The sequence below is a fragment of the Mesorhizobium sp. M0045 genome, from assembly GCF_040323385.1.
Taxonomy (GTDB): domain Bacteria; phylum Pseudomonadota; class Alphaproteobacteria; order Rhizobiales; family Rhizobiaceae; genus Mesorhizobium.
This window is the reverse complement of record NZ_JAMYUY010000005.1, coordinates 200,014-217,716: the sequence shown is the minus strand read 5'-3', so window position 1 is coordinate 217,716 and position 17,703 is coordinate 200,014. Positions and strand designations below refer to the sequence as shown.

18 protein-coding genes are annotated in these 17,703 nt (G+C 62.3%); 12 read left to right on the top strand and 6 right to left on the bottom strand.

The window, feature by feature from the left end; translation table 11 throughout:
* Positions 1 to 10: 10 nt before the first annotated feature.
* Both NKJ72_RS10490 and NKJ72_RS10485 read right to left on the bottom strand, forming a co-directional pair.
* Positions 11 to 862, bottom strand: a complete 852-nt coding sequence (locus tag NKJ72_RS10490; protein ID WP_352476958.1) for an IclR family transcriptional regulator — start codon at positions 860 to 862, stop codon at positions 11 to 13.
* Positions 862 to 2,004 (bottom strand): ABC transporter substrate-binding protein, encoded by a 1,143-nt coding sequence (locus NKJ72_RS10485; RefSeq protein ID WP_352476957.1) that lies wholly within the window; start codon positions 2,002 to 2,004, stop codon positions 862 to 864. The genes NKJ72_RS10490 and NKJ72_RS10485 overlap by 1 nt, the downstream gene beginning before the upstream one ends.
* A 633-nt stretch (positions 2,005 to 2,637) precedes the next feature.
* Between NKJ72_RS10485 and cyoA the strand changes: the two genes are divergently transcribed.
* The 6 genes from cyoA (at position 2,638) to NKJ72_RS10455 (ending at position 8,481) form a co-directional block, all read left to right on the top strand.
* A complete protein-coding gene (gene cyoA, locus NKJ72_RS10480; protein ID WP_352476956.1) occupies positions 2,638 to 3,561 on the top strand; it encodes a ubiquinol oxidase subunit II in 924 nt (307 codons plus the stop codon).
* A gap of 2 nt (positions 3,562 to 3,563) precedes the next feature.
* Positions 3,564 to 5,570, top strand: a complete 2,007-nt coding sequence (gene cyoB / locus NKJ72_RS10475) for a cytochrome o ubiquinol oxidase subunit I (RefSeq protein ID WP_352476955.1) — start codon at positions 3,564 to 3,566, stop codon at positions 5,568 to 5,570.
* Entirely contained in the window at positions 5,567 to 6,205 is a 639-nt protein-coding gene (gene cyoC, locus NKJ72_RS10470) for a cytochrome o ubiquinol oxidase subunit III (RefSeq protein WP_352476954.1), read from the top strand. The genes cyoB and cyoC overlap by 4 nt, the downstream gene beginning before the upstream one ends.
* Positions 6,202 to 6,630, top strand: a complete 429-nt coding sequence (cyoD, locus tag NKJ72_RS10465; protein ID WP_352476953.1) for a cytochrome o ubiquinol oxidase subunit IV — start codon at positions 6,202 to 6,204, stop codon at positions 6,628 to 6,630. The genes cyoC and cyoD overlap by 4 nt, the downstream gene beginning before the upstream one ends.
* Before the next feature lie 281 nt (positions 6,631 to 6,911).
* Complete coding sequence (locus NKJ72_RS10460) at positions 6,912 to 8,099, top strand: DUF3182 family protein (RefSeq protein WP_352476952.1); 1,188 nt, start codon at positions 6,912 to 6,914, stop codon at positions 8,097 to 8,099.
* Between the two features lie 160 nt (positions 8,100 to 8,259).
* Complete coding sequence (locus NKJ72_RS10455; protein ID WP_254815792.1) at positions 8,260 to 8,481, top strand: hypothetical protein; 222 nt, start codon at positions 8,260 to 8,262, stop codon at positions 8,479 to 8,481.
* A 41-nt stretch (positions 8,482 to 8,522) separates the two neighbouring features.
* Here NKJ72_RS10455 and NKJ72_RS10450 read toward each other — a convergent pair whose 3' ends face one another.
* Positions 8,523 to 8,846: a hypothetical protein gene (locus tag NKJ72_RS10450; RefSeq protein ID WP_352476950.1), complete on the bottom strand. Its 324-nt coding sequence runs from the start codon at positions 8,844 to 8,846 to the stop codon at positions 8,523 to 8,525.
* Between the two features lie 109 nt (positions 8,847 to 8,955).
* Entirely contained in the window at positions 8,956 to 9,393 is a 438-nt protein-coding gene (locus tag NKJ72_RS10445) for an Lrp/AsnC family transcriptional regulator (RefSeq protein ID WP_352476949.1), read from the bottom strand.
* A gap of 128 nt (positions 9,394 to 9,521) precedes the next feature.
* Between NKJ72_RS10445 and rocF the strand changes: the two genes are divergently transcribed.
* Together rocF and ocd are read left to right on the top strand one after the other, a co-directional pair.
* Entirely contained in the window at positions 9,522 to 10,442 is a 921-nt protein-coding gene (rocF, locus tag NKJ72_RS10440; RefSeq protein ID WP_352476948.1) for an arginase, read from the top strand.
* Between the two features lie 3 nt (positions 10,443 to 10,445).
* Complete coding sequence (ocd, locus tag NKJ72_RS10435; protein ID WP_352476947.1) at positions 10,446 to 11,513, top strand: ornithine cyclodeaminase; 1,068 nt, start codon at positions 10,446 to 10,448, stop codon at positions 11,511 to 11,513.
* A 16-nt stretch (positions 11,514 to 11,529) separates the two neighbouring features.
* Here ocd and NKJ72_RS10430 read toward each other — a convergent pair whose 3' ends face one another.
* Positions 11,530 to 11,691 carry a hypothetical protein gene (locus tag NKJ72_RS10430; protein ID WP_254815787.1) on the bottom strand — a complete coding sequence of 54 codons (162 nt, stop codon included), beginning with the start codon at positions 11,689 to 11,691 and terminating at the stop codon, positions 11,530 to 11,532.
* Positions 11,692 to 11,961: 270 nt separating this feature from the next.
* Between NKJ72_RS10430 and NKJ72_RS10425 the strand changes: the two genes are divergently transcribed.
* From NKJ72_RS10425 to NKJ72_RS10410, 4 genes are all read left to right on the top strand, one after another.
* Positions 11,962 to 13,911 (top strand): PrkA family serine protein kinase, encoded by a 1,950-nt coding sequence (locus NKJ72_RS10425; protein WP_254815786.1) that lies wholly within the window; start codon positions 11,962 to 11,964, stop codon positions 13,909 to 13,911.
* A gap of 19 nt (positions 13,912 to 13,930) precedes the next feature.
* On the top strand, positions 13,931 to 15,253 hold the full coding sequence (locus NKJ72_RS10420) for a YeaH/YhbH family protein (protein WP_352476946.1): 1,323 nt from the start codon (positions 13,931 to 13,933) through the stop codon (positions 15,251 to 15,253).
* Entirely contained in the window at positions 15,253 to 16,791 is a 1,539-nt protein-coding gene (locus tag NKJ72_RS10415; RefSeq protein WP_254815784.1) for a SpoVR family protein, read from the top strand. The genes NKJ72_RS10420 and NKJ72_RS10415 overlap by 1 nt, the downstream gene beginning before the upstream one ends.
* A 94-nt stretch (positions 16,792 to 16,885) precedes the next feature.
* Entirely contained in the window at positions 16,886 to 17,377 is a 492-nt protein-coding gene (locus NKJ72_RS10410; protein WP_352476945.1) for a DUF1772 domain-containing protein, read from the top strand.
* A gap of 67 nt (positions 17,378 to 17,444) precedes the next feature.
* Here the strand turns inward: NKJ72_RS10410 and NKJ72_RS10405 are convergent, their stop codons facing one another.
* Positions 17,445 to 17,690: a hypothetical protein gene (locus NKJ72_RS10405; protein WP_023720508.1), complete on the bottom strand. Its 246-nt coding sequence runs from the start codon at positions 17,688 to 17,690 to the stop codon at positions 17,445 to 17,447.
* Positions 17,691 to 17,703: the final 13 nt, after the last annotated feature.

Genomic DNA, 17,703 nt, shown 5'->3' with positions numbered 1-17,703 from the left:
GTATTTCTTGTCAGTTGCTGAACGGATAGTCCCGCCGTTCCGGGTCGGCACGTGAAGAGGCGGCAGCTTCGCCCGCGCCCAGCGCCGCCGATATCGTCTCGGCCGCCGCCTTAGTCCGCTCAAAGACGGTGCTGCGATCGAAGCGCGCGGCCTTTTGCGGCAGGAACGGGACGGTGAGCGCGGCAATGACTGCGCCGGTATGGTCGCGCACCGGCGTCGAGATGTTGATGCAGCCCTCGACAGCCAGCGAGGCGCGCATTTCATAGCCGAGCCTTGCGACTTCGTTCAGCCGCGCTTCGATTTCCGCCCGGCTGCCTTGGCCTTCGCCTGCAGCGACGATCCGCTCGACGATGCGGTCGCGCTCGGCGCGGCTAGAATGCGCCAGCAGCACCGCGCCGGAACTCGTTTCGAGGATCGGGAAATGCGAGCCAAGGGCAACCGAATAACGCATCGGCAAAGGCGAATCGATCTGCAGCACGACCAGTGCGCTCTCGCCTTGGCGGACGACCAGATGGCAGCTCTGGTCGGCATTGGCGGCCAGGCCGCGCATCACCGGCAGCGCGCATTCGACCAGGCGGTTCACCGGGGGATGCATATGCGCCAGTTCGAACAGCTTCAGCGACAGGCGGAAGCGGTCCGATTGCGTCCGGAAAATGTAGCCGCGCTTCTCCAGCAGCAGCAGGATGCGGTAGATCTCGTGAATGGAGCGCCCCATTCCGGTGGCGATCTCGGTCTGGGTCAGCGGCTCGCCGCCGGCAGCCATGAATTCCAGGATGTCGAGCGCCTTCTCCACAGCAGGCACGCGGTAGCCGTTGCGGCCGCTTTCGCCTTCGTCGGCGATCTTGGCAATATCGGTGGCCATTACGCGACGCTCCGTTGCGGCTGGCCATGCCTGGTCTCGCGATAGAGCCGGTTCAGCCGGTTCGCGAGCTCCGCCGCCGGCAATTCGCCGGTGATGGCCGCCGCGGCGTGAGGGGCGCATTGGCGGAAGAAGCTGATGAAGCCCGGATGGGTCGGGCGCAGATAGGAAGCTTCGATCGTCGCCAGCGTCGAGGCGAAGAAGCCGCCTGAGAGAGCGTTGACCTCGGCATCCTGCCACGCCGCCAGCGATCCCGGCTGTCCGCCGGATTTCACGTAGTCGCCGCGCTGATAGCCGGGCGAGCACAGAAACTGCGCGTAATCGATGGCTGCCTGCTTGTGTTTCGATTGAGCGCTGACGCCGATGCCGGCGCCGCCAAGCAAGGCGCCGGCGGATCGCGGTGTCGGCACGTCGGCGAAGCGCAGATACGGCCTGTCTGCCCTGGAGGCGTAGTTCACATAGCCGAAGGCGAACGGCACGTAGACCACGTCGTCATGCGCGATCATATGATCGTAGCAGCGGATCGGGTTCCATTTCGGCGAGTTCGGGTGCGACAGCGCCGCAAGCTGGCGCAACTGCCCGACGGCCTGCTCGATTTTTTCCCCAGCAATGAACTCGTCGCCGTCTTCGCGGGGCTCACCGAGCGTCAAAAGCAGGCACATGGCGTCAGTCGGCACCAACGGCAGCCCAAGCCATTTACCGTCCTTCAAGGCGCGCCGGCCGAGCTCCAGCACCTCGTCATGGCTGCGCGGCAACGAACCGTAGCGCTCCAGTAGATCAGGGCGATACGAGGCAACCTGGCAGGCAGCATCGATCGGCAACGCCCATTGGCGCCCGTCCCTCGCGTAGGATTGCCAGGATGCGCCGACCGAATCCCGTTCGAAGCCGCGGCGCTGCTCAGCCGACAAATCGAACGGCACCATCAGCCCGCCTTCGGCAATATCGCCGATGAACGGATGATCGAACACGACAAGATCATAGGCGCCGAGCACCGGACCAAGCGCGCCCTCGCCGAACTCATAGAGGCTGCGGCGGTCCCATTCGATCTCAAGACCGGGATTGGCGGCGCAATACGGCCCGATGCTGGCCTCGAGCGGACCCCAGCAGCGTCGGTGATCCCACGCGAGGCCGCGCAGTCTTGTCATGCCGAAATTCCTCCCAGAGCCGCCCATGCGCCGGCCCAGCCGATTAGTAGCAACTATTTTCACCTACACAAGTAGTTTTTACATACGCAAAGCCGAACTCGTTTCCGGTTTGGCAGAAAGCCGCCCAGCCGCCCTGGTTCGCATCGCGTTGCCGCCGTGCGCTGCAACCAAAGGCTGCGGTGGATCTAGGTTTTTGGGAACTTTCGCGACGAACATTCGTTCGGTTGGCGCAGCCCTCCAGAGCGGCATCACTGGAATCAGCAGCCACGTCGCAGGGAGCGGACTAAATGGACCAACTATGGGCGCGGCCATGAACCGGTTTGCCGCCTTGGCATTCGCCACGTTTCTGGCGATAACTTCGATCTGGGTACTATTTCTGGTTTCTTAGGGATTTGGTTCTGGTTTTCTTAGGATTTGGCTCTGGTTGCTTGGGATTTGCCGCTGGTTTTTAGGATTTGGAGGGGTTCTCGACAGGTCGACCGCTTAACGATGACATCCGCCGCATGTGGTTCTGCGAGCCGGGGCCCCGTGCGTGAAGAAACTGTCGCCAGGAGCACACCGGCGCGCACATTCGGGGTTGGCAGCCACGCTGCCTGCAACGTTCCAATCGGTTTCAGGACACGGCGAGATCTCATGTTGCTGAGGGCGATCGTTCGAAATTGTGCGGCCATCCGTGTTGGCCGCGTCGGCGCGACGATGCTGCTTGCCGCGCTGCTTGCCGGCTGCCAGGGCGGCGTACTCGACCCGCAAGGACCAGTCGGCGCCGCGCAGCGGACGATCCTGCTCAATTCGGTCGCCATCATGCTGGCCATCGTCATCCCGACGATCCTGGCGACGCTCGGTTTTGCCTGGTGGTTCCGGGAAACCAACACAAGGGCGCGGTACCTGCCGGAATGGGCCTATTCCGGGCGCATCGAACTGGTGGTCTGGTCGATCCCCATCCTCGTCATCCTGTTTCTGAGCGGCATCATCTGGATCGGGTCGCATGACCTCGATCCAATGAAGCCGCTGGATTCCCAGCAAAAGCCGCTCGAGGTGCAGGTCGTCTCGCTCGACTGGAAATGGCTGTTCATCTACCCCGAGCAGAATGTCGCGAGCATCAACCAGCTTGTGGTGCCGGCGGGCAGGCCGGTGCATTTCTCGCTCACCTCGGCAAGCGTCATGAATGCGTTCTTCGTGCCTCAGCTCGGCGGTATGATCTACACGATGAACGGCATGACGACGCAGCTTCACCTGCAGGCGGATCAGCCCGGCGAATTCTATGGGCGGTCGGCCCATTTCAGCGGCGACGGTTTTCCAGGCATGCAATTCGTGCTGCATGCCGTCGCAGCGGATGCCTTCGACGCGTTCGTCAATTCGGCGCGAAGCCAGGGACAGGCACTCGACAAGGCCAGCTACCAGGAACTAGCCGGACAGAGCATCGACGTGCCGCCTTCGACCTATCGCTCGGTCGAGCCGGACCTTTTCCACGAAATCGCGACGCAGGGCGTTCCGCCCGCGCCCGGTCCCCAGGCCGATCGCCCCGAGCCGGGCATATCGCCCAAGACAGGAGGCTGACAATGCTCGGAAAATTGAGCTGGGACGTCATTCCGTTCGATCAGCCTCTGCCGATGATCGCCTCGGCGGTCGTCGCCCTGGCAATCCTCGGCGTGCTGGCCTGGGTCTTCCTGGCCGGCCATTTTCCCTATCTGTGGCGCGAATGGATCACCAGCGTCGATCACAAGCGGATTGGCGTGATGTACGTGCTGCTGGCGCTGCTGATGCTGCTGCGCGGCTTCAGCGACGCCGTCATGATGCGGTCCCAGCAGGCCCTCGCGTTCCAGGCACCCGGCTATCTGCCGCCCGACCACTTCAATCAGGTCTTTTCGGCCCACGGTACCATCATGATCTTTTTCGGGGCGATGCCGTTCGTCATCGGCCTGATGAACCTGGTCGTGCCGCTGCAGCTCGGCGTCCGCGACGTTGCCTTTCCAACGCTCAACTCGGTGAGTTTGTGGCTCACCGCCACCGGCGCGCTGCTGGTCAACATCTCGCTGGTGATCGGCGAGTTCGCACGCACCGGATGGCTGCCCTATCCGCCGCTCAGCGAGACCGCCTACTCGCCGGGCGTCGGTGTCGATTACTATCTGTGGGCGGTGCAGATAGCGGGTGTCGGAACGCTGCTCACCGGCATCAATTTCGTCACCACGATCCTGAAGATGCGCGCGCCCGGCATGAGTTACCTCAGGATGTCGATGTTCTGCTGGACTTCGCTCGCCGCCAGCCTGCTCATCGTCGCCGCGTTCCCGATCCTCACAGCCACGCTCGCGATGCTGACACTCGACCGCTATTTCGGCTTTCATTTCTTCACCAACGAAGCCGGCGGCAACATGCTGATGTTCGTGAACCTGATCTGGGCCTGGGGCCATCCCGAGGTCTACATCCTCGTCCTGCCGGCGTTCGGCATCTTCTCGGAGGTCATCTCCACCTTCTCCAGCAAGCCGCTGTTCGGCTACCGCTCGATGGTGGCCGCGACACTCTTCATCTGCATCGTTTCCTTCATGGTGTGGCTGCACCACTTCTTCACCATGGGCGCCGGCGCCGACGTCAACGCTGCGTTCGGCATCGCCACCAGCATCATCGCTGTCGGTACCGGCGTGAAGATCTACAACTGGATGTTCACCATGTATGGCGGCCGCATCCGCTTCGCGACCCCAATGCTGTGGTCGCTGGGCTTCATGGTGACGTTCGTCATCGGCGGCATGACGGGCGTGTTGCTGGCGGTGCCGCCGGCCGATTTCCTGCTCCACAACAGCCTGTTCCTGGTGGCGCATTTCCACAACGTCATCATCGGCGGCGTGCTGTTCGGCGCCTTCGCCGGATATACCTACTGGTTTCCCAAGGCATTCGGTTTCCGGCTGCACGAGGGCTGGGGCAAGCTGGCCTTCTGGCTGACGCTGATCGGGTTCTACGCCACCTTCGTGCCGCTCTACGCCGTCGGCCTGCTCGGCATGACCCGCCGCATGCAGCATTTCGACGTGCCGGCCTGGTATCCCTGGGTGCTGGTTGCGGGCGCCGGCATGATCATCACCACCGCCGGCATGGTCGCGCAGATCATACAGCTCGTCGTCAGCATCCGGCAGCGTGCGGCGCTTCGAGATTCCACAGGGGATCCCTGGGACGGGCGCTCGCTGGAATGGGCAACGCCCTCACCGCCGCCGGTCTTCAACTTCGCCGCGCTTCCGCACGTCGAGGGCGAAGAGCCCTACTGGAGCATCAAGCAGCGGGCACGCGAGCAAAACCGCCTGCGCGACGAGCCTGAATACGAGCCGATCGAGATGCCGCGCAACAGTCCCACCGGGTTCATCTGCGCCTTCTTTGCGACGGTGATGGGTTTCGCCCTCATCTGGCATATCTGGTGGATGGTGGCACTCGGCGCGCTCGGTGCTTTCGCCACCTTCGTCGTATTCGCATGGCGCGACAAACCCGAATACGTCATTTCTGCCGCCGAAGTCGCCCGGATCGACCGCGCCAACCGAAGCGCGCGCCGCGAGGCACTGGCTACCTACACGGGGCCAAGGCCATGACCGCGATAGACGTTCGAGAGCGTGACCCTTACCGTATCCATGGCGGGCACGGCCATGCACCCGGCGGCCCGGCCCCGATCCGGATCGTCGTCGGCTATGGTTTCTGGATCTTCCTTCTGAGCGACATCGTGATGTTCTCCGCCTTCTTCGCGGCCTATGCCGTGCTGGCGGGCAAGACGGCGGGCGGACCAAGCGGGGCCGAGCTGTTCGACCTGCGCAACGTCGCGATCGAGACGGCCGCTTTGCTGTTGTCGAGCTTTACCTGCGGTCTCGCCGGCCTTGCCGTGACAGCGCGGCGAAGCTCCTGGTTCTATGTCGCGATGACTGTCACCTTCGTGCTCGGCGCCAGCTTCATCCTGCTCGAATTGCGCGAGTTCGTGCATATGGTTGCCAGCGGTGCCGGACCGACGCGCAGCGCTTTCCTGTCGGCGTTCTTCACGCTGGTGGGATGCCATGGCCTTCACGTCACGGCGGGGCTGCTGTGGCTGCTCACGATGATGGCGCAGATCTTCGCCAAGGGATTCCGCGACGATATTCTTCGGCGTTTCATGTGCTTCAGCCTGTTCTGGCACGCCCTCGACATCATCTGGGTCGCGCTGTTCACCGTGGTCTATCTCCTGGGAGCAAGTCGATGAGCAATGCGGATGATCGCCACGCGCAACGGCGCGACACCCATGGCCTGGAGCGCTACGACATCGATACGGCGCCGGGTGACGAATACCTCGGCGACACCGACGTCGGATCCGGGCTACGCGGCTATGTGATCGGCCTCGGGCTGGCAACGCTGCTGACCATCGCCTCGTTCTGGTTGCCCGGAACCGACCTGGTATGGGCACCCGGCGTTCCGGTGGCGCTGGTCGTGCTGGCGATCGCCCAGATGGGCGTGCATCTCGTCTTCTTCCTGCACATCACGACGGGACCGGACAACACCAACAACGCCCTGGCGCTTGCCTTCGGCGTGCTGATCGTAGTTCTGGTGATCGGCGGCTCGATCTGGATCATGGCCAATCTCGACCACAATTTGATGCCGATGAACGCGATCATGAACATGAACCGCTGATTTAGCGATTATTCCGGCCATCGGCCGCAGTTCATGCGACAGCGAACTCCGGTCTCAAGCCCGTTCGAATGTGCCGACGACGTCGGCGTCTCCCAGGACGTGTGGGGCGGCCTCCTTCAGCACGTCGTCTACGGCGGCCTTCTCGCCGGGACGCAGCGTCTCGACGTCGACCGCAAGAAGCTCCGGGCAGCCACCCGGTCAAACCCGCAGCCGGCCGTTGGCCGGAACATTCGCCGCGCCAACGGGTTTTTTGGTTCGGACGCATTGCCGCGGAAACGGCAATGGGCTCGGCAATGGACGAAGGGCGCGACATGACCGGGCTAAGCGGTAGGCAACCAAGCGGGGCGAAAGGTGTTGTGGTCGCATTCTCCGCGCCGGGCGGCGAGACCATCTACGCCCATGAACGGGAAACCGTCGCTGCCGTCGCGCGCACGATTGCAGCGTTGAAGGGATTTTCCTTCCGCCAGGGCCTGCGTGAAGGTGGCGGTGACAGCGGCGGGCTGTATTTCGTGCCGGACGACAGCCTGCTTGCTGCCGATGCGGTTCAACTGGGCATAAACGGGCCCGACGATCTCTTCGGCGGGGTGGTGCCCTGGCGCCTCGCAACCACCAAGGCCATAACCCACGAGCTGGTGGACGGATCGGCGGCACGGCCAAAAGAATGGCCCGCCGGCTTCGGCAGCGCCGTCGCCGCGGCCGTACTGCCCGGCTACACTGCATTTTCACGCCATGACGCGCTGCGCGCAGCGCAACGTCTGCTGGAGCTCGGGCTGGTCCGGTTCAAGCCACCGCGCGCTTCGCGGGGCCGCGACCAGCACACCGCCGCGACAGTCGGCGATGTCGAAAGGCTGCTGGACCAATATCCATCGTCTGAGCTAAGCGAATACGGCCTTGTTCTCGAAACGCAGCTTCGCGACATCGTTACGCTGAGCGTTGGCAGAACCATGATCGACGAATTGTCGATCAGCTATTACGGCACCCAGCGGACGACGACCGACAACGACGGACAGCCCGTTTACGGCGGATCCGATCTGGTTGTGGTGCGCGGCGGATGGGAGGCGCTGGATGAGCTGCGATTATCTCCGGCGCTGGGTTTGGCCGTGGCGCAGGCGAGGACCTATGACGCAGCGATGGATGGCTATCCAGGATTCTTCGCTTCGCGACGCAACTACGACATCGGCCAAGGTGTCGATTCCTCGGGCATCTGGCGATCGGGTGTGCTGGAAGCCAGCTGGCGGATCGGTGGCAGCAGCAGCGCCGAGCTGGCAGCGATGGACGCCATGACGCGCGACCCCGACATGCAGATCGTGCATGTCTCCGCCGTCAAGCAGTTCGGCAGCACTGCGCGGCTGCCGCCGAACGCGGCAATCCATTTCCACGGGGAGGACCCGGAGGAGGGTCAAGTCACGCGTTACACCGTCGTGACCCAGGCGATCCGAGGGCCGATCGGAGAAGCCGGCCGATTCTAGCCATGTCAGGTTGAAGTCAAGCACGCCTCCGGCAGGGAACATCCACAAATGGCCCGAGTTTGTTTCGGGCAGGCAGCAAGTCAGAAAAAGCCCAGGCCCTGAAATGGGTGGCGGGCGTGCAATGGCGGCCTTGCCTGCAGGAGTGGTTACGGAAATCGCCATGCCAACCGTTTACGACAAACGACAGGATCCGGAAGGCCTCTGGGAGGTCTATGACAGCGAGAGCGACGAAGCCGTCGTGGTCGATGGCTTGCCGCTTTCCGGTCTCGACGAAAGCGAAGCCGATGAAGCGATTGAAAAGCTCAATCGCGGCGAGCTGACGTCGGACAACATCCCCGAGACAGCTCGGTCAGGGTGGCCTCCGACCAAGGATGGATTGTGATGCCGGCCTGACGGACGTCACCGAGGCGATCGGTCGCGGATCTACGACGAGGCCTTGACCCCGAGCTTGCGGGCCTTGTCCTCGAAGTCGTCACGAATGTCCTCGATCGTCGGCAGATGCAGTCGGCGCAGCTGGGCGTGCAACTTTTTGGCAGCGTCGGAATTCAGGTCGCGCCTGAAGTTGGTCGCGACCTCCTCGGCCGAGCCGTAGCGGCGATAGCGCTCAATCTCGGTCTTCGTGGCCTGCTGGACGTGTTCGAGCGTCTTGCGCTCGGCATCGGATTTTCCGTCCGGTTTGGCTCGCATGACCGGGTTGAAGGCTTTGCTGATAACGAATTCGACCAGTTCCTGCTGGGCGTGAGCCATGATTGTTCTCCCTCGAAGGAGGCCTGTCCGAGCCCAACCACGGCGGCAATTGAAGGTTCCGCGGCTTCGGATTTCGTTGCCGCTACAGGGCAAGGTGGTTACTCGAGGATCACAGCCGAGCCTTGGTGGTGCGTGGCGTTGCCAGGAGCAGGCTTGTTTCGCTGCCGGTAATTCCGGGGATCAGGCGGATACGTCTCAGTACCGCGTCGAACTCGCTCAGGGTCTGGGTTCCGAGTTCTATCACCAGATCCCAGCGGCCATTGGTGGTGTGGATGGTCGAGACCTCGGAGAAGCCACCCAGCGCCCGAATGACGCGATCGGCGGCGTGGCCTTCGATCTCGATCATCATGATGCCACGCACGCGCTGATCGACCGCGTCGGCGCGCAGAATGACGGTGTAGCCGACGATGACGCCGTCCCTTTCAAGCCGCTCGATCCGGGACCTTACGGTTGCCCGGGAGACACCCAGGCCGACGGCAAGATCGGAAATGCTGCGCCGGGCGTCGTGCCGCAAAGAGGTGATGATCTGCTCGTCGAGCTGGTCCATGATTGCTCACAACGGAAGTAGATGATGCCACTATGGTAAGGCATTTCGACAAATTTGCCAATTTGACATGTTCATTCTGCCAGCGATGCGGGCTTCAATAAAGGCATCGCAATTGGCGGGGTATGAGAATGCATTGCACGATCGTGGGCGCACCGATCCAGGCCGGCTCAGGCCGCATGGGCTGCGAGATGGGGCCGAGTGCGCTGCGCACGGCCGGCCTGGCCACCGCACTGACCGAGCTCGGCCATACGCTGACCGACCTCGGAACGATCGTCCCGGCCGACATGCGTCCTGTCGTACACGGCAACGCGGCGGTGAAGGCGCTGCCGGAAATTGCCGCCTGGACGGCAGCAATCAGCGAAACGGCCTATGCCGCGAGCGCCGATGCGATGCCGATCTTTCTCGGCGGCGACCACAGCATTTCGGCCGGTACGCTCGCCGGCATTGCCCGCCGGGCGGCGAATGCCGGCCGGCCGCTCTTCGTGCTGTGGCTCGATGCGCACCCCGATTTTCATACGCTCGACACGACCACCAGCGGCAATTTGCATGGTGTGCCGCTGGCCTATGCCAGCGGGCAGCCCGGCTTCGAGGGCTATTTCCCCCGCCTTGCAGCGCAGGTGGACCCGGCTCGCATATGCGCGCTGGGGATCCGCAGCGTGGACCTGGCGGAAAGGGAAGCGTTGCGCAGAGCCGGCGTGACGGTCCATGACATGCGTTCGATCGACGAGCACGGCATTGCGCAACTGCTTCGCGCCTTTCTCGAGCGGGTGAGCGCCGCCAACGGCATGCTGCACGTCAGCCTCGATGTCGATTTTCTCGACCCGTCGATCGCCCCGGCGGTCGGCACCACCGTTCCAGGTGGCGCCACCTTCCGCGAGGCGCATCTGGCAATGGAAATGCTGCATGACAGCGGCCTCGTCACCAGTCTCGACCTGGTCGAGCTCAACCCTTTTCTCGACGAACGCGGCCGCACCGCCACGCTTCTGGTCGACCTGACCGCGAGCCTGATGGGCCGGCGGATCATGGACCGTCCGACGAGGGGGTTCTGAGCCATGACCGTCAATTTGAACATCGTCCCGTTCGTCAGCGTCGACCGCATGATGAAGCTGGTGCTTGCCATCGGCATCGAGCGCTTCCTGGTCGAGCTTGCCACCTATATCGAAGAGGATTTCAGGCGCTGGGAGCTGTTCGACAAGACGCCGCGCATCGCCTCGCACAGCGTTGACGGCGTCATCGAGCTGATGCCGACCAGCGACGGGCAGCTCTACGGGTTCAAATACGTCAACGGGCACCCGAAGAACACGCGTGACGGCCGCCAGACCGTGACCGCATTCGGCGTGCTTGCCGATGTCGGCAACGGCTATCCGATGCTGCTTTCGGAAATGACCATCCTGACGGCGCTCAGAACCGCCGCAAGCTCGGCGGTCGCGGCGAAATACCTCGCTCCCGAGGCTGCCAGGTGCATGGCGATCATCGGCAATGGCGCACAATCGGAATTCCAGGCGATTGCGTTCAAGGCGCTGCTTGGCGTCGGCAGGCTGCGTCTCTACGATATCGACCCGGCGGCCTCGACGAAATGCATGAGGAACCTTGCCGGCATGGGTTTCGACATCAAGCTCTGCGCGTCGGCGCAGGAAGCCGTTGAAGGTGCAGAGATCATCACCACGGTTACCGCCGACAAGCGGTCGGCAACAATCCTGACCGACAACATGGTTGGATCCGGCGTGCACATCAACGCGGTTGGCGGCGACTGCCCGGGCAAGACCGAGCTGCATCGCGACATTCTGCTGCGCTCGGACATCTTCGTAGAATATCCGCCGCAGACGCGCATCGAAGGCGAGAGCCAGCAGCTCGATGCGGATCACCCGCTCACCGAATTGTGGCAGGTGATGACAGGAAAGGCAGCAGGCCGGACGGATGCCCGACAGATCACATTGTTTGACTCCGTCGGCTTTGCGATCGAGGATTTTTCCGCGCTGCGCTACGTCCGCGATCAGCTGCAGCGGACCGGCCTTTACGAGGAACTAGACCTTCTGGCCGATCCCGATGAGCCGCGCGACCTGTTTGGCATGCTGCTGCGCGCCGAAAAAGCGACCGGGCTGGCGGTTGCCGGCAGCTGAGCTGCGATCCCGTCGGTCAGTCCTTCTTTTCCTGATACAGGCGCTCGGTCGCACGCTCGCTTTCCCTGCGCTCCGCCGGGCCGCGACGGCGCTGCGTGAGCAGGGCGTAGGCGATCAGGACTGCCAGCAGCAGTGGACCGCCTGCAACAACGAGCAACCACAAACTATTCCCAGACATCGACCGTCTCCTTTCCCTCACAACCGGAAAGGACCCGAACCGTTCCTCCGTCTTGTTGGATGTCGCCCGCAGGACGTGGTGCGATTCAGGATTTTGTGCCGCGAGCAGGACGTTCCACGCCTTGTCTGCACTCAGGATGCCCTTATCTAGACTCTTATCGTTCGGTCACATGCACTCTCTGCGAAGTGAAGGGAACCACAAGGGCTTTCCAACATTTGGTTGTTCAAGAGACAAACATGCAGCCACATCGGCTCCGGGGCTAGGAATACCATGCGTGAGAATCAATCCGACGTCTTCGATCTGTTTTCCGAGGTTTACAAGAATGCGGCGCAGGAGGAGATAAGCCTCCAGCAATATCTGCTTGCCTGCCGCGAGGACAAGTCGATGTACGCTTCGGCGCCCGAGCGGATGGTCGAGGCGATCGGCGAGCCGACCTTTGTCGATACCAGCAAGGACGAGCGGCTCGGCCGTATTTTTTCGAACCGGACGATTAAGATCTATCCGACCTTCGCCGACTTTTACGGCATGGAGGATACGATCGAGCGTATCGCCGGTTATTTCCGCTATGCCTCGCAAGGCCTCGAGGAACGCAAGCAGATCCTCTATCTCCTCGGCCCGGTCGGCGGCGGCAAGTCCTCGCTTGCGGAGCAGTTGAAAAGGCTGATGGAGCAGCGTCCGATCTATACGCTGAAGGTCGGCGGCCAGGTCAGCCCGGTCTTCGAATCACCGCTCGGGCTGTTCGATCCCGACCGCATGGGCGACCTTTTGGAGGACAAATACGGCATCGCCCGGCGGCGGCTGACCGGCCTGATCTCGCCCTGGGCGGCCAAGCGTCTCGACGAATTGTCCGGCGACATCTCCAAATTCAGCGTCGTCAAGCTGATGCCGTCCAGGCTTCGCCAGATCGGCATCGCCAAGACCGAGCCGGGCGACGAGAACAACCAGGACGTTTCGGCCCTGGTCGGCAAGGTCGACATCAGGCAGTTGGAAAACTTCAGCCAGTCCGATCCGGACGCCTATTCCTATAGCGGCGGGCTGAACCGGACGACGCAAGGACTGCTCGAATTCGTCGAGATGTTCAAGGCGCCGATCAAGGTGCTGCATCCGCTGCTGACCGCCACCCAGGAAGGCAGCTACAACGGCACCGAGAATTTCGGCGCTTTCCCCTATCAGGGCATCATCGTTGCCCATTCCAACGAATCGGAATGGCTGCAGTTCAAGAACAACAAGAACAACGAGGCGTTCCTCGACCGCATCCTGGTGGTCAAGGTGCCGTATTGCCTGCGCGTAACCGAAGAGCGGCAGATCTACGAGAAGCTGTTGCGCGAAAGCGAATTGGCTAACAGCCCCTGCGCTCCGGAAGTGCTCGACATCCTCAGCCGGTTCACCGTCTCGACCCGCCTGGCCGAACACGACAATTCGCCGCTCTATACCAAGATGCGCGTCTATGACGGCGAGAACCTCAAGGAAACCGATCCCAAGGCGAAGTCGGTCCAGGAGTACCGAAACGCGGCCGGTGTCGATGAAGGCATGACCGGCGTCAGCACCCGCTTCGCCTTCAAAATCCTGTCGCAGACCTTCAACTACGACACCGAAGAGGTGGCCGCCGATCCGGTGCATCTGATGTACATCCTGGAAGAGGCGATCAAGCGCGAGCAGTTCCCGAAGGAAACAGAGGCGGACTATCTCGATTTCATAAAGTCGGAGCTGGCCACCCGTTATGCCGAGTTCATCGGCCACGAGATCCAGAAGGCCTATCTGGAATCCTACAGCGAATACGGCCAGAACCTGTTCGACCGCTACATCGCCTATGCCGATGCCTGGATCGAGGATCAGGACTACAAGGATACCGATACCGGCCAGATCCTCAATCGCGAGGTTTTGGACAACGAACTGTCGCAGGTCGAAAAGCCGGCCGGCATCGCCAATCCCAAGGACTTCCGCAACGAAGTGGTGAAGTTCACGCTGCGCGCGCGGGCCAGAAACCATGGCCGCAACCCGTCATGGACAAGCTATGAAAAGCTGCGCGAAGTCATCGAGAAGCGGATGTTCGGGCAGGTCGAGGATCTGCTGCCGGTGATCAGCTTCGGCTCCAAGCAGGACAGCGTGACGGAGAAGCGGCATACCGAATTCGTGCAGCGGATGATCCAGCGCGGTTACACCGAACGCCAGGTTCGCCGGCTGGTGGACTGGTACATGCGGGTGAACAAGGCGGGTTGAAGCCAGCCCGGGGTAATATATGCCGATCTTCATCGATCGCCGACTGAACCCGAAGGACAAAAGCCTCGGCAATCGGCAGCGTTTCCTGCGGCGGGCGCGCGAAGAGTTGAAGCGCACCATCCGCGATCAGATTCGCACCGGCAAGATCGCCGATGTGGACGCCGAGCATGCCGTTTCGATGCCGGCGCGGGGCACCGGCGAGCCGAGTTTCAACGATGCCAGGAACAGCGGCAGCCGCCAGCACGTCCTGCCCGGCAACAAGCATTTCTCCCCAGGCGACCGGCTGCCCAAGCCCGGCCAGGGCGGCGGCATGGGGTCCGCACCGGGGAGAACCGAATCGGAGGACGATTTCCGTTTCGTGCTGTCGCGCGAAGAGGTGCTCGACCTCTTTTTCGAAGACCTCGAACTGCCTGACATGGTCAAGCTCAACCTCAAGGAGATCCTCGCCTTCAAGCCGCGCCGGGCCGGCTTCGCCGCGACCGGCTCGCCGACCAACATCAATGTCGGGCGCACGATGCGCAACAGCCATGGCCGCCGCATAGCGCTCAGGCGTCCCAAGCAGGAGGACCTCGATGCGATCGCGCAGGAGATTGCGTCGCTGGAGGCGAAGCCGCAAAACGTCGAGATGCGCCAGCGCATCGTGGCGCTGCAGGAAGAGTTCGATCGACTGGAGCGTCGCCGCAAGCGGATCGCCTATGTCGACCCGGTCGATATCCGCTTCAACCGCTTCGACGCCCAGCCGGTGCCGAACGCCAACGCGGTGATGTTCTGCCTCATGGACGTGTCCGGTTCGATGGGCGAACGCGAGAAGGATCTGGCCAAGCGCTTCTTCGTGCTGCTGCACCTGTTCCTGAAGCGGCGCTACGACCGGACCGAGGTGGTCTTCATCCGCCACACCCACGAGGCGCAGGAGGTCGACGAGGAAACCTTCTTCTACAACACCCAGAGCGGCGGTACGGTGGTTTCCACCGCGCTCGAGGAGATGCACCGCATCGTCGAGCAACGCTATCCCAGCCGCGAATGGAACATCTATGTCGCCCAGGCCTCGGACGGTGACAATTTCGTCACCGATTCCGAGCGCTGCATCGCCCTGCTCGACGAACAGATCATGCGGCTGTGCCAGTATTTCGCCTATGTCGAGATCCTCGACGAGCGCGAGAGCCACATCTTCGGCGCTACCGACAACGGCACGTCGCTATGGCGTGCCTACAGTGCGGTCAAGCTGAGATGGTCGAACTTCCAGATGAGCCGCATCGCCACCGCGGCCGACATCTACCCGGTTTTCCGCCAGCTCTTCGCCAGACAGCCGGGCTATCAAAAGAGCGGTGAAAGAGGGGGCTGATGGCGAGCAGATCCGGGCTGCTGTTTTCCGGTTCCGACTGGGATTTCAGGACGCTGTCGCGCGCCTACGAGACCATCGAGGCGATCGCCACCGAAGAGCTCCACCTCGACACCTATCCGGTACAGATGGAGATCATCTCGTCCGAACAGATGCTCGACGCCTATTCCTCGGTCGGCATGCCGCTGATGTACCGGCACTGGTCCTTCGGCAAGCACTACCTCTACCAGGAACTGCTCTATCGCAAAGGCGGGCGAGGGCTCGCCTATGAACTCGTCATCAATTCGAATCCCTGCATCGTCTATCTGATGGAGGAAAACACCATGGCCCTCCAGGCCCTGGTGACGGCGCACGCAGCACTCGGCCATAACCATTTCTTCAAGAACAATTATCTATTCCGGCAGTGGACGGACGCCGGCGCCATCCTCAGCTATCTGGACTTCGCCAAGGGCTACATTGCCCGCTGCGAGGAGCGGCATGGCGTCGATGCGGTGGAAGAGATCCTCGATGCCGCACACGCGCTGATGGAACAGGGCGTGTTCAGATATCACCGGCCGCCGAAGCTGTCGTCGGAAAAGCAGCGCGAGGGCCTTCGCGAGCGCCTGGAATACGAGGAGCGCTCCTATAACGATCTGTGGCGCACGCTGCCGCCGTCCAAGGACGGCACCAAGGTCCGCGAGACGGACACCATGGCGGAGCGCAAGAAATCGCTCAAGCTGCCCGAGGAGAACCTGCTTTATTTCCTCGAGAAGAACAGCCTGATCCTGGAACCGTGGCAGCGTGAGGTTATCCGGATTGTCCGCGTTATCGCGCAGTATTTCTATCCACAGCGCCAAACGCAGGTGATGAACGAGGGCTGCGCCACCTTCGTGCATTACACGCTGATGAACCTTTTGTTCGACCGCGGGCTGATCGGCGAAGGTGCCATGCTGGAAATCCTGCGCAACCATTCGAACGTGATCTTCCAGCCGGGCTTCGACGATCCGCGCTTTTCCGGTATCAACCCTTACGCGCTGGGTCTCGACATGATGCAGGACATCCAGCGCATCTCGACCGCGCCGACGGCCGAGGACCGCGACTGGTTCCCCGATATCGCCGGCAACGGCGACTGGCGCCAGACCTTGCTGGACGCCTGGGCCAACCATCGCGACGAGTCCTTCATCCGCCAATATCTGAGCCCTACCCTGATACGGAAATGGCGGTTCTTTGTGCTTGCCGACGCTGCCAACGACCCCCATTACGAAGTCGCCTCGATACACAATGAGCGCGGCTACGAGAGTATCCGCAGCGCACTCGCCCACAGCTACGACATCGGCGCCAGCCGGCCGGACATCCAGGTGGTGGATGTGGACCTGCTCGGCGACCGGCATCTGCGCCTGCAGCACAAGGTCAAGGACGGCATCGTGCTGGAAGGCGGCAGCCGCGACGCCACGCTGCGCCACATCCGCAAGCTCTGGGGCTACGAGGTCAGCATGGTCGCGGTCGACGCGCAGACCGGCGCCAGGCTCCACGAACGCTCGACCAGCCAGATCGGGGAATGACCGAACAGCCTGCCGGCGAAGTCGGGCGCCTTTTCAGGATCACCAACCACCCTATCTACGCGCGCACCACGAGCGCATGGTCGGGAGCAGGAACATGCGCGCATTGACGATCGCCACGCTTCTGTTGGTCGCCGTCTCGATGGCGCTCTCGCTCGCGCACGCTTTGGAATTGCCCGGCAAGTTGCGCCTCAAGGAGGCCACCTACAGATCAGTGCAGGCGATCTACTATCCCGGCTTCACGATCGGCGGGTTCGCCGAGATCGGCGGCATCATTGCACTCGCCGTCCTGCTTTACCTGACGCCCTATCCAAGCGCCCGATTCTGGTGGACCTTGGCGGCGCTTGTCTCATTGCTGGCGGAGCACGCGACCTATTGGTTGGTCACCCACCCCGTCAATAATTTCTGGGTGCAAGACACTGTCCTGCCGAAATCCGCCGCGACGTTTTTTTCAATGTTCTCTCGAAAGCAGACCGGCGACTGGAGAGATTTGCGCAACGTCTGGGAGGCTTCGCATGTGGTCAGGGCAGGCCTGGCAATGCTGAGCCTCGTCTCAATTGCTGTCGCCGCGACATTTTTTGCCGAATAGCCCCAGGGATTAAGGTCAAGGGACGGACCCGGCATCGTATTGTCTTAACGTCAAGCGATCCGGCCGTTCAGCGGTCGGCGCGATGCTTGTTGTGGGCGCTTTCCTGGTGCTCGCCGCGGATGATGTTGCGATCGTCGGGATCGGCAATATCCTTCGGGTCCGATCTGAGCTCGGCACCGCGCCGGAACGCCTCGCGCTCTTGCCTGGTCTTTTTCAAATCCGCTTCCGCGTCGAAATCCTTGCCGGCGTTTTTCGTGTTCTCGCGCTCTTCGATGATGCGCAATTGCTGCTCATGAGTCTTCTTTCCGGCCATTGGTGACCTCCTT

What these genes read in the sequence shown, in the direction of transcription:
- NKJ72_RS10490 (WP_352476958.1), bottom strand. Translation starts at nt 862, where the DNA reads ATGGCCACCGATATTGCCAAGATCGCCGACGAAGGCGAAAGCGGCCGC.
- NKJ72_RS10485 (WP_352476957.1), bottom strand. Translation starts at nt 2,004, where the DNA reads ATGACAAGACTGCGCGGCCTCGCGTGGGATCACCGACGCTGCTGGGGT.
- cyoA (WP_352476956.1), top strand. Translation starts at nt 2,638, where the DNA reads ATGTTGCTGAGGGCGATCGTTCGAAATTGTGCGGCCATCCGTGTTGGC.
- cyoB (WP_352476955.1), top strand. Translation starts at nt 3,564, where the DNA reads ATGCTCGGAAAATTGAGCTGGGACGTCATTCCGTTCGATCAGCCTCTG.
- cyoC (WP_352476954.1), top strand. Translation starts at nt 5,567, where the DNA reads ATGACCGCGATAGACGTTCGAGAGCGTGACCCTTACCGTATCCATGGC.
- cyoD (WP_352476953.1), top strand. Translation starts at nt 6,202, where the DNA reads ATGAGCAATGCGGATGATCGCCACGCGCAACGGCGCGACACCCATGGC.
- NKJ72_RS10460 (WP_352476952.1), top strand. Translation starts at nt 6,912, where the DNA reads ATGGGCTCGGCAATGGACGAAGGGCGCGACATGACCGGGCTAAGCGGT.
- NKJ72_RS10455 (WP_254815792.1), top strand. Translation starts at nt 8,260, where the DNA reads ATGCCAACCGTTTACGACAAACGACAGGATCCGGAAGGCCTCTGGGAG.
- NKJ72_RS10450 (WP_352476950.1), bottom strand. Translation starts at nt 8,846, where the DNA reads ATGGCTCACGCCCAGCAGGAACTGGTCGAATTCGTTATCAGCAAAGCC.
- NKJ72_RS10445 (WP_352476949.1), bottom strand. Translation starts at nt 9,393, where the DNA reads ATGGACCAGCTCGACGAGCAGATCATCACCTCTTTGCGGCACGACGCC.
- rocF (WP_352476948.1), top strand. Translation starts at nt 9,522, where the DNA reads ATGCATTGCACGATCGTGGGCGCACCGATCCAGGCCGGCTCAGGCCGC.
- ocd (WP_352476947.1), top strand. Translation starts at nt 10,446, where the DNA reads ATGACCGTCAATTTGAACATCGTCCCGTTCGTCAGCGTCGACCGCATG.
- NKJ72_RS10430 (WP_254815787.1), bottom strand. Translation starts at nt 11,691, where the DNA reads ATGTCTGGGAATAGTTTGTGGTTGCTCGTTGTTGCAGGCGGTCCACTG.
- NKJ72_RS10425 (WP_254815786.1), top strand. Translation starts at nt 11,962, where the DNA reads ATGCGTGAGAATCAATCCGACGTCTTCGATCTGTTTTCCGAGGTTTAC.
- NKJ72_RS10420 (WP_352476946.1), top strand. Translation starts at nt 13,931, where the DNA reads ATGCCGATCTTCATCGATCGCCGACTGAACCCGAAGGACAAAAGCCTC.
- NKJ72_RS10415 (WP_254815784.1), top strand. Translation starts at nt 15,253, where the DNA reads ATGGCGAGCAGATCCGGGCTGCTGTTTTCCGGTTCCGACTGGGATTTC.
- NKJ72_RS10410 (WP_352476945.1), top strand. Translation starts at nt 16,886, where the DNA reads ATGCGCGCATTGACGATCGCCACGCTTCTGTTGGTCGCCGTCTCGATG.
- NKJ72_RS10405 (WP_023720508.1), bottom strand. Translation starts at nt 17,690, where the DNA reads ATGGCCGGAAAGAAGACTCATGAGCAGCAATTGCGCATCATCGAAGAG.